The sequence below is a fragment of the Halomonas sp. PBN3 genome, from assembly GCF_000475415.1.
Lineage (GTDB): Bacteria > Pseudomonadota > Gammaproteobacteria > Pseudomonadales > Halomonadaceae > Halomonas > Halomonas shengliensis.
The window spans coordinates 68260-78539 of sequence record NZ_AXCA01000003.1 but is presented as its reverse complement, the minus strand read 5'-3'; the positions used below and the strand labels follow the sequence as shown (position 1 = coordinate 78539).

The 10280-nt window shown below is 58.9% G+C and carries 14 protein-coding genes; 7 read left to right on the top strand and 7 right to left on the bottom strand.

Annotation, left to right across the window (positions count from 1 at the left end; translation table 11 throughout):
- From Q673_RS20000 to Q673_RS19970, 7 genes are all read right to left on the bottom strand, one after another.
- A partial coding sequence (locus Q673_RS20000; protein WP_023004393.1) for a ParB family protein occupies positions 1-1434 on the bottom strand: 1434 nt, incomplete at its 3' end.
- Positions 1435-1509: 75 nt separating this feature from the next.
- Positions 1510-1746 carry a hypothetical protein gene (locus Q673_RS19995; protein ID WP_031217487.1) on the bottom strand — a complete coding sequence of 79 codons (237 nt, stop codon included), beginning with the start codon at positions 1744-1746 and terminating at the stop codon, positions 1510-1512.
- Positions 1739-2119 (bottom strand): DUF7673 family protein, encoded by a 381-nt coding sequence (locus Q673_RS19990; RefSeq protein ID WP_023004391.1) that lies wholly within the window; start codon positions 2117-2119, stop codon positions 1739-1741. Before Q673_RS19990 ends, Q673_RS19995 begins: the two co-directional genes overlap by 8 nt.
- On the bottom strand, positions 2116-3519 hold the full coding sequence (gene dnaB / locus Q673_RS19985) for a replicative DNA helicase (RefSeq protein ID WP_023004390.1): 1404 nt from the start codon (positions 3517-3519) through the stop codon (positions 2116-2118). Before dnaB ends, Q673_RS19990 begins: the two co-directional genes overlap by 4 nt.
- A complete protein-coding gene (locus tag Q673_RS19980) occupies positions 3506-4372 on the bottom strand; it encodes a ParA family protein (protein ID WP_023004389.1) in 867 nt (288 codons plus the stop codon). Before Q673_RS19980 ends, dnaB begins: the two co-directional genes overlap by 14 nt.
- Positions 4373-5216: 844 nt before the next feature.
- Positions 5217-5930: a DUF2726 domain-containing protein gene (locus Q673_RS36350; protein ID WP_152527047.1), complete on the bottom strand. Its 714-nt coding sequence runs from the start codon at positions 5928-5930 to the stop codon at positions 5217-5219.
- A gap of 39 nt (positions 5931-5969) precedes the next feature.
- Positions 5970-6266 (bottom strand): helix-turn-helix domain-containing protein, encoded by a 297-nt coding sequence (locus Q673_RS19970; protein WP_023004387.1) that lies wholly within the window; start codon positions 6264-6266, stop codon positions 5970-5972.
- A 101-nt stretch (positions 6267-6367) separates the two neighbouring features.
- On the opposite strand from Q673_RS19970, the gene Q673_RS19965 reads away from it, so the two are divergent.
- The 7 genes from Q673_RS19965 to Q673_RS36345 all read left to right on the top strand — a co-directional run bounded on the left by Q673_RS19965 (position 6368) and on the right by Q673_RS36345 (position 10280).
- Positions 6368-6574 carry a hypothetical protein gene (locus Q673_RS19965; protein ID WP_023004386.1) on the top strand — a complete coding sequence of 69 codons (207 nt, stop codon included), beginning with the start codon at positions 6368-6370 and terminating at the stop codon, positions 6572-6574.
- Positions 6571-7497, top strand: coding sequence for a hypothetical protein (locus Q673_RS19960; RefSeq protein WP_023004385.1), 927 nt, complete (start codon positions 6571-6573; stop codon positions 7495-7497). Before Q673_RS19965 ends, Q673_RS19960 begins: the two co-directional genes overlap by 4 nt.
- Entirely contained in the window at positions 7494-7733 is a 240-nt protein-coding gene (locus Q673_RS19955) for a hypothetical protein (protein WP_023004384.1), read from the top strand. Before Q673_RS19960 ends, Q673_RS19955 begins: the two co-directional genes overlap by 4 nt.
- Before the next feature lie 370 nt (positions 7734-8103).
- Complete coding sequence (locus tag Q673_RS19950; protein ID WP_023004383.1) at positions 8104-8430, top strand: hypothetical protein; 327 nt, start codon at positions 8104-8106, stop codon at positions 8428-8430.
- Positions 8431-8445: 15 nt separating this feature from the next.
- Positions 8446-8544 (top strand): tail virion protein G7P-2, encoded by a 99-nt coding sequence (locus Q673_RS37195; RefSeq protein WP_442778047.1) that lies wholly within the window; start codon positions 8446-8448, stop codon positions 8542-8544.
- A gap of 106 nt (positions 8545-8650) precedes the next feature.
- Positions 8651-8902: a major coat protein gene (locus tag Q673_RS35700; protein WP_081711929.1), complete on the top strand. Its 252-nt coding sequence runs from the start codon at positions 8651-8653 to the stop codon at positions 8900-8902.
- Positions 8903-8969: 67 nt separating this feature from the next.
- Positions 8970-10280: a hypothetical protein gene (locus Q673_RS36345; RefSeq protein WP_152527046.1), complete on the top strand. Its 1311-nt coding sequence runs from the start codon at positions 8970-8972 to the stop codon at positions 10278-10280.

The window sequence follows — 10280 nt, the reverse complement described above, 5'->3', positions numbered from 1 at the left end:
CACGCCGAGCTCGCTGGCCAGGTGGTGACGGTAGCCGCGCTTCCCTGGAGTCTCTTCCCAGCGGGACTGAGTCAGCCCTTCAAGGCGGGCAGCCCGCTCGGCCTCCGTCCGCGCAGCACCCTCTGGCCAGTCACCCGCCTCCTCTGCGGGTGCCGCCATGGGCACTGGGTCAGCCTCCGATGCCGGCTCGCTGAATACCGACACCGAGGGAGACGGTGACTCGCTCAGCTGCTGTTTTTCGCGCTCCAGAGCGGCAGCCTGCTCACGCAGCCGAAGCAGCTCGGCGCTCTCTGCCCTCTCATCGTCGGTAGGCGCGTCTCGGCTAAGGGTCCGAGGCGACGGCAGCTGCTCGGCCTGAGGGTCGGTCTGCGGCTGAGATTGAGGTTCACGGCCAGGATCTGAAGCGGGTACCTTCACCACCGGCGCACCGCCCGTGGCGGGCTCGGGCAGCGGCGGATAGAGCGAGGGCGGCTGGGCGTTGGGGTCGCGCATCTGCTGCAGCTCCACGTCCAGGGCCTCAAAAGCCTGATGCTCTTCCAGGTCCCAGCGTCGCTTGCGGTAGGTGACGATGTTATCGAGGGTCAGCTCGCAGACGTTGAAGTGCACCCCTGTGTGGTCGGCCAGCATGCCGCACAGCCGGTCCACCACGATGCTCCAGTTCATCTCGGTCTGGCCCTCATCATCGAACCAGGCCATGGTCTGGTGCCAGGCCTCGGCAAAGCCCTCGGGCGTGACCTCCTCGGTGCAGCGCTCCCAGAGCAGCCGGCAGGCTTCCCGGTAGCTGATCAGCTTCTCGACCTGTGGTCGGCCAAGACCACTGTAGAGGGTGTTGGGGAGGGTAGGCAGCAGGTACTCGACGGTGTAAAGCATCTTGCTGATATGGCTCTGAGCAACCTGGTAGCCGTCCTCGGCCAGACGCTTGATAAGTTCCCGCTGCGAGAGCGTGTCGCCGCTCTCCTCTTCATACATTGCCCTGGCGTCCACCACACCCTTGGCACGCTCGATCCAGAGCAGCTGGCCACGGTTGTCGTTCTCGCTGAGGTGTCCCGTCAGCATCTTCACTTCCGACTGCCAGGGTCGGTACAGAGCATAGAAGGCGTGGAAGCGCGACTCGCCGGTCTCTTCATAGAGCTCGCGCAGGATCTGCAGGCGGGTATTGCCACCGTCGCAGATGGTGTAGTGCTTCTCGCCCGGCCGTTGGGTGACAGGGGGCTTGTGCTTGAGGCCCGCGGCACGGATCGACGCCTTGATCTCCTCGTACTTGGGATTCTGCACCTGCCGGGGGTTGTGCTCGTAGGGCTTGAGCATGTCCAGGGTGACCCAGACGGCCATCTCCTGATCGGGCGGAGTCACGGCATCCACAGGCTGCCCCTGACGCTTGGGGCTGGGCTGCATCAGGCGCTCGCGAAGCTGCTGGTCGGTCGGGCGTTTCATCGGCGGTATTCCTCGGTGACGAAGCGGGCAAAGAGGGCGCCGGCTAGCGGCGCCTGGGTGCTGATGACAGTGGCATCACTCGTCATGGCGGAACCTCTGCTGCCACTCCGCGCGGCGCAGCTGGGCGCGTGCATTGAGCTCGGCGCGGCGGTCCTTGGTGGTGAATGAGGTGAAGACCGGCGCACAGCCGGGCTTACTGAACCTCAGGTGCCCGCCGCTGGTTCGCTGCACCTCCCACCCCCGGGTGGCGGCATAGCGCACCAGGCGCTGCATCCCCTTGCACCCTCGTGCTGCCGACAGCGACTTACTCATCGTTGGCCTCCTCGATCTCCCAGAAGCGTGTCAGCAAGGCATCACCACCCTCGATGAAGGTGTGGATCTCGTGGCCGCTATAGGTGGCCATCTGGATCACCGCGAGAGCATCCGCTTGTAGCGACGCGTCGAGCCCGCGGAGCCGCTGCATCTCGAAGGGCCAGCGGTAGCCGTTGTAGAGCGCGAGGAGGAGGCGGCGCAGGTGGTGGGACTGGCCGCTGTGGCCCTGAGCCACGCAGATCAGATGCTCGAGGGATGAGAGCCCCTGCTGCTCAGCCTCAAGCTGACGCTGGCGAGTCTCGTTCATGACCTGAGCCAGCGCCTTTGAAAGTCGGGAGCGGGGCTCGGGTGTGCGCACGCGATACTGGCTCATGGGGTCACCTCCTGATGCTGCCAGGCCAACGGCCTGAAGCGCGCCGACGCTCCCTGGAACGCCAGGTGCACGGTGCCGGTGGGCCCATTGCGCTGCTTGCCCAGAATCAGCTCGGCCAGGCCGTGGCTATCTTCGTTATCGGGGTGGTAGACCTCGTCGCGGTAGATGAAGGCGATGACGTCGGCATCCTGCTCCAGCGCGCCACTGTCACGTAGGTCGGCCATGCAGGGGCGCTTGTTGGGGCGGGTCTCCAAGGAGCGGTTGAGCTGCGACAGGGCAATCACCGGGGTGCGCAGCTCCTTGGCGGTTTCCTTGAGGATGCGGCTGACCTTGCCCACCTCGAGGGTGCGGTTTTCGCTGCCCGGCTCCTGAAGCAGCTGCAGGTAGTCCACCAGGATCATGGAGGGGCGCCCGAAGCGGCGGGTCATGCGGCGAGCGCGGGCCTTCAGGCTGGAAGCGGTGATTCCCGAGGCATCATCGATCAAGAGCTTCCCGTCCAGCTGGGTGAGCCGACTGACCGCGGCGGTTACCTTGGGCCAATCCCCGTCTTCCATCTTTCCGGTGCGCAGCTTCTGCAGGGAGACATTGCCCAGGCTGGCGATCAGCCGCAGCATCAGCTGCGACTCGGGCATCTCCAGGGAGAAGATAAAGACCGGACCGGCAGCCTCCTCTGCCATCAGGGCATGCTCCGCAAAGCCGAGCCCCATGGCGGTCTTGCCCATGGAGGGGCGGCCGGCCAGGATGATGAGATCCCCCGGCTGCCAGCCCGCGGTCATGGCGTCCAGCTCGCTCAGGCCGCTCGGGATCCCCGTCACCCCACCCTGCGCATTGAAGGCCTGATCGATGACGTTGATGGCCTCCCCCAGCATCTCCTTCATGGAGCTCAGCCGGTCGTGGCGCTCCTCCGTCAGGGCGAAGAGCTTCTGCTCGGCCTCCTCGATCAGCTCGGCGGCCGTGCGGCCCTGAGCGTTCAGGGCCTGCTGGTTCAGCGTGAAGCAGGTGTGGATCAGCTGCCGCAGCGCATGGCGGTCCTTCACGATCTCGGCATAGGCCGCCACATTGGCCGCGCTGGGCGTATTGCGGGCCAGCTCAGCCAGAAACGCGAGCCCTCCCACCTGCTCCAGCTGGTGGGCTTCCTCCAGCGCTTCGGAGACGGTCACCACATCCATCGGCTGGTCGCGCTCGGCCAGCGCCTTGATCGCCTGAAACACCAGGCGATGGCCCTGCTGGTAGAACATCGCCGGCGCCAGGCGGTCGGCGACCTCGTCCCACATGGCGTTATCCAGCAAGAGACCGCCCAGCACCGACTGCTCCGCCTCCAGGCTGTGAGGCGGCAGATAGCCGGCTTCCGGGCGCTCCTCGGCTACCCGGAGCTCGACCAGGTTCTCAATGGCACTCATCGTGGCAGCCTCCCTGCATGGCGGTGGTAATGACCATGGCGTCGATCAGCCGCTGCCAGTCGGGGTTGAGCTCACGGGCCATCGCCTTGACCTGGTCGGCAGCAGAAGGAGACTTGCGGCCGGCGGGCTTGCGCGGCTCGAACTGGTGAGCCGGCAGTCCGGCGCTGGCCGCCTGTCGGAAGGCGACACCGGCGCGGATGGTGCTCTGCATGACGGTGACGCCCTGCTCGCCGGCGGCGAACATCTCTGCCAGGGTCTGGTGGATGCCCCGAGCATCGGCGGTTTCATCCAGGCGGTTCACGAGTACGGAAACGGGGGGAACAGAGAGGTGGGTGAACTGGCTGAGCGCCTCAAGGTCGCGCAGCAGGCCAACGGTGCCGCGCACGAACTCACGGGCTGAGAGCAGCTCGGGGGTGATGGGAGAGAGAGCGTAATCGGAGGCGAGGACCGCCATCTCCAGCGTGATGGAGCGCGCCCCCTGGGTGTCGATCAGGATGAGGTCATAGCCCGACAGATTGGAGAGCAGCTGGGCAAGCCGGAAACGGCCGTCCGGGGCGTTGAGCAGCAGCTGAGGAAGCTGGCCGGCATGATCGTTGGAGATCACTACATCCAGATTGGGATGGGCCGTCTGCGATATGACGCGATCGGGCGCCGTGTCGCTGAGCGCGATCAGCTCATAGGTGCCGCCAGGGGCTTCGGTGCGAAGGGGGTAGTAGCTGGAGAGGGTCGGCTGGCTGTCCAGATCAATGAACAGGACCCTGAGGCCCGCATCGGCCAGGAGGCCGCCCAGATTGGCTGTGACGGTAGTTTTGCCGACCCCGCCCTTGGTCGAAATAACAGATACAACGCGCATAACCTCACCTCGGTTCCAGATGGAAACAAGTGTGAGGCTGATGATCTGTCTCTATTTCACGAAGCTGTCAGGTCTACTGACACGCCAGGTGGGGATTCCACTCTTGCTCGTAAGTAGCTGATTTTGCACTGCTTGAGATGGTGCCGGCACCAGGAGTCGAACCCGGGACCTACTGATTACAAGTGGATTCCGTATCTGCTTGCACTTGTCCACAGCTCCATAAAATGGTCCTTTAGCTTTCTCTACCGCCTCGCTTCACACCGTAACGGCACATTGCCGTCGACACAATGTCGACACCCCGCCTTGTGCTATATTGGCTTAGGCCACCCCGCTACCGGCCTCATGGATGATGACCAAGACGCTCCTTTTTGCCCTTCTCCTCGCATCCCCTTTTGCTCACGCCGAGATCCATCGTTGTACCATCGATGGCCAAACCGTCTATCAGGACAGCCCTTGCGGCGGTGGTGCTTACCGCCCAGGTGGTGGTATCTCCGTTTACCAGGCGCCTCCTTCTGGATCGCTTCACTCTCTTCGTTCTCGCCCTGTCCCTCAGCCTGACCAGGTTCAACAGCCATCGTCACAGTCGACCTCTTCTGCACCACGCAGGGCGTCACGCAATGAGCAGGTGCGCGCCCGTGCCGACGGTCGTCTTGCTATTGGCATCTCTGAGGCTACCGCTATCCAGATCCTTGGCCATCCGGATAACTATCGTAGTGAACGCTTGGTTCGAGATCGTTGTAAGTCTTATGTTTGGAGAAACCCCCGGTACTCTCCTGGCTTTCACCGTGCCGTTATTTGCAATGGTGAAGTGTCACAGTACGCCGGCCCAAGAAACTAGCTCCCTTCAATTAACCACATCAATGCTCTTGGTTGCGTGGTTGATCCGCATTCTCTTTAGTTCAAGCCCCGCATCCTTGCACGCCATATCCAGGATTCGGTCTCGCCTTACTCTATCCGCTCTCTCATGGCTGGCATCATCCAGCTCCAGGGCGCAGAAGATTTTGAAGTTCTCTCTTTCACACAGCACGTAATCAAAGTGCCATTGGGAAAGCTGTCGAAACAATGACATAAACTCCCGACTTTCCGAATGGTGCTTCCAGGTATTGGGCTGAATCACATCCACCACCCTCACCTGGCTGAATATCCTGAACCTATCACCGTAGGCTTTTTCAAGCACTCGATAGACATCACGCTCTGCCGGTGTCATCAGGTACTCTCTTGCCTTGTAAGCCCCTCCCCTTTCTATCAATGTCTCCGAATAATTCTTTTTTTCTTTATATGTCTCTATAACAAAATCCGCCAGGGAGTCTTTTTTCTCTAACCCCTGCCATTCCTTTAGTCTTTTCTTTTCTCCTTCACTATTCGATTTTTCCGATCCGTGGTTTAAAAATCCATCTTTTGTTTTTCTTGGGTTTGAATAAACGGATTTCTGTTTTTTACTCTTCCTGCCTTTTTTGAAAAAACTTGAGAAAAGATAAAAGCCGATACTTATTAACAGTATCGGCCAAAGCCTCGGTATAATATCCACAAGCACATTTAAAAAAAGGTTATCCACCACGCCTTCCTCCCTGGAACCATCTATCCACAACCCTCCTGGTTAGTCGGTGTCCGTCCCTGTTGGCTTAAGCTCCTTCCTGGCCCTCTCCATCTCCGGGCTAACTTGCCCTGCAATCTCGTTTACCTGATCAGTCATTAGCCAAGTCGTGTACCTCTCGAAGGACCTACATACCTGTGACAGGACCTTTGCCGATGGCTCGTTTTTTCCTTGTTCCAGCCTGATCAACGTGTTCTTCGGGATGCCCGTCACGTCGCTGAACTCCTGGCGTCCCATTTCTTCCGCCTCACGAATCAGGCGGATTTTTTCTCCGAATGAGCTTGACGCCTCATCACACATGACTATACTCACTCATGATTACTGATCATTAGTGCTTACACCTACTCGCTATAGCACTCGTGGTCAGTCTACACCAGCCAGCCACAGCGAGCAGGTACGACATGGAAACGAGCAACGCGCCCCAGGTCCCGGCCACCGTGCCAGTCATGACCATCGAGCGGTTCTCCGAGCTGTCAGGCCTCACTGCCGACACCATCCGTGGGCAGATCCAGCAAGGAAACCTTCCCTTCATCAAGGTTGGACGTCGCCGCCTGGTGAACGTCGCTCTACTCACTGCTGAATGCATGAACGGGGAGGAGTGGTCATGAGCACCTATACCCTGAACTTCACCACTTTCGGCACGCTCGACCTGCCTGGTTACCACGAGTGGGCCTCCATCCACGTCGATGGTATTTTCGCTGCTGGTCATGCCTCCGCCATGCTCGCCCCTGAAGGTCGTGATGGCCGTCCAGGCTGCTGCAACGTCTTCGTTCCGTTGACCGTTATGCTCGATGGCAACCTCGCCACCGACTATGCCCCCCACCTCTTCGGCACCGCCGAGGATGGCACCCGAAATTACACTTTCGGCACTCGTGACGCCGCGCTGACCTTCCTGCGCCGTATCTACAACATCGATAGGCCCCAGCCTACCCCCGAGGCGAAAGTCGCTCCTGTCATCTCACAGGGCGCCCCCCATGGCTTTGAACTCACCTTTACCGTCCCTCACCACGACCCCGAGGATAACGACTATTTCTGTGAAGCTACCTTCGAAGCGCCCCGTGATCGTGGCCTCGATGGCTTCCCCCTGCCGTTCTCTCCTCACCTGTATGACGTATCGACCGTTTGGGGGATCGATGGCGTGGGCTGGCGTATCCACCTCGGCTCTCTTGTCACTCTTGACCATCTGGAGGGCTTCACCTTTCAAAGGGTCACCGTTCGCACCAACACCATTAATGGCAGGACGCTCGTTGCCGAGGGCTTCACCACCCTCAACGCCTGCAAGGGCTTCCTGACCTTTGTCTACGAACGCCTCTATCAGAGCCTTCGCCAGACGCCCCAACCTGATCCCGAGGCGTCTCCTGGATCTCAATCTATCCACACCCACACCGTCCCCGCTTCACCCTGCCGCTTGCCTGTCCCTTTGGCCCGTGACGTTATCCACACCCCGTCGCCCCTCTCTGCTGGACGACTGATCGTGCCCTTTTTCGGCACCCCGGCTTATCCACACCCCCACCAGAGGAACACCCAATGACCCACGCCACCGGCAAGAAACAGCCCGTTCGCGTGTTCCTGGACGCCGACACCTACAGCCGCTACCTCGTCCAGGCCGGCACGCACCAGGTCACCCCCTCCGGCCTCGGCGAACTGCTCGTCCAGGACGGCCTGGAACGCCTCGAGGGTGGCGACCTCACCGCCCTCGGCCTCGATGCTGCCCCCCAGGCGGCTGTGCCTGCGGCCCCCGGCCGCTCCCAAGGCTCGGAGCTTTAATCATGAATCCCCCAGCCCGTCACCCGTCGCCCGTCGGTCGCACGGCTCCCCGAGTCGGCGACGGCCTCCCCGTCACAACTCGCGCAGCGACGTTTGACGGGGAGGGCGGCGTCGACTGCCGTGCGGGACGACCGACGGGCAGGGTGACGGAGCGGGGGACCCCCAGTCCGGAGCTCAGAGCCTTGAGGGAGCGGGCCGGGCGGTGCCTCCACGGCCGGGACTACGGCAAGGCCGCGCTGCTTTACCGCCTTGCAGAGTATTTCATCCAGGAGACGGACGGTCCGTCTCCTTCTACCACCGAGCTAGCGGCTCTCGCTGAGCATTGCGAACAGCTCACCCAAGCCCACGCCAAGAAAGGAAGGACTACCTTATGATCAACACCATTCAAGCCCGCGTTCTCGGCGCTATGCGCTACTCCATGGACGGCGGCATCAAGGGCGCCAAGCTCACCCTGATGAACGAAGCCGATCCCGATAACGAGAACCGTGTTGGCTATGAAGTCATGACCATCTCGGCCCCTTACGAGCTGCTAGACCAACTCCGGGCTCATGCCCCGCATATGCCTTGCAATCTCGAGATCGACGCTGAGATGCGTACTTCACAAGGGAAGATGACGATGCACGCCATCGCCGTCCGTAAACCCTCCGCCACCGGCCACCCCGGCGCTGCCAAAAGCGACACCAAAGCCGCCGGCTAACAAGGAACACGAGCCATGGACACTCAGCAATATGAGCAACTGTGGCTCCTCGGTTATTGCGCCGCGCTCGTTATTGCCTTCGGGCTCGGCGCAATAAAAGGGGGCCAACGATGAACTTGACCATTGCGGAACTCGTTGGTTCTCTCTTCGGTGCCTACGCCCTCGGTTGGGCATGGGCCTATATCGTTCTCACCTTCAAACGTCTCGTCGAGGTTTCTTCATGACTAATGCACTTCGTAAGCTGGGCCATGCTGCTCGTAACCGTTACGCTCATGCCGGCGCTGGCCTGACCGCCCTGGTTGTCGCTGGTTCTGCTAGCGCCTCTGATACATCCGCTGCTGAAAGCGCTATTGCCGCGATCGAAACGGAAGCTTCAACCATGATCTCTGCCGCATGGCCGGTCGTGACTACCATCGTCGCGGGTCTGGTGGGTATTAAGCTTTTCAAGAAGTTCGCCAACCGCGCTTCCTGATAGTTCCGCTGTTACCTGGGGGGGCTATGGCTCCCCCTTCTTTTATATGGCTCTCTCAGGTGACTACATGCGTTTCTTTCTCTTTTTTTTATTTCTCTCAATATTAATATTTTCTTTACCTGCTTATGCAGGGATGTGGTATGAAATGCCTAATCTCTTGGCAAGTTCTTGTTCGAATTTACTTAACTTTAAAAAAGGGTATCCTAGATATATAGTTGAATGTTCCCCAAGTAAGCATTATGAAGGTAAATTTGATGGCGTAATTATGTACTGGTCAGACCGTTGGGATATGTCAGACATGATGGACTCTATTCCGCATGAAAATTATGGTGAATTTGGTTATTCTGATGAATTACCCGATCCTCCTATGTCTACGGATGAACATTGCAAGACTTTAGATTCTAAGTCCCTTCGTGTTTCTGATGGCTTTCAGTCTGGCTCTACTGTTAGTGCCGGCGGCTGTGATTGGGTGGGAACTATTGACCCTAGTGTTAGCGTTCAATTTCCTAACGGTGATTGGCTTGCGACTTTTGACCCGATTGGTGCCTCACCTGATGCACCTAGTACACCAGAAGAACTCTCCCCTCCCCCTCCTGATCTTGATAACGGTTGGGTTCCTTCCTCTGATATTGATTTAACTCCAACCTCGGACCCTTCTCAGGATTGCCCCTTTTCAAATGTGTCTTCTGGTAATGGTGATACTTATTGTTATGAAGGCGAGGATGCTAATGTTGGCAGCGATTACCCTGACGGTTCAACTCGGGTAGATCATTATGATGGAAGTTATACAATTACTGAGCCTTCAGGTGTATCAACATCGTACAATCCTGACGGTACTGTAAAAGAAAAAACGACTGCGCCGACTGCTCCTGGGGCGGGGCCTTCTGGTGATGGTACCCAGGGTTCTGACTCGGGGCTCTTGAAGACTATTGCGGATGGGATCTCTGATCTTGCTGGTAGTATTTCACAAGGCTTCGGTGATCTTGATGATTCTATGTCTGAAGGTTTTGAAGGGCTTGAAGAGTCACTTACTGAAGAAGCGCCTGATCCTGATTCGATGTTAAGTGAATCTGGCCTTAATGATATTGCTGACAATGCTGAGCAAGAAGCTGAAACGCATGGTGATAACGTTCTTGATCAACTCGATCAGATTGGCAGCGATGAAAGCTCGTCTATAGCGCAGCAAGTCGTTAGTAAGTTCCCTTCCTTGCCTGGTGGTTCTTGTACGTCGCTAACGTTTAATGCTGGTTTCACTACGCTTGATATTCCTTGCCAGCCTATTAATACGGTTCGGGACTGGTTGGGTTGGATCATCTACTTCTGGACAGTTGTTTCTATCATGAACACCTTCTTTGCTCCATCAACTAGGAGGGCGTAA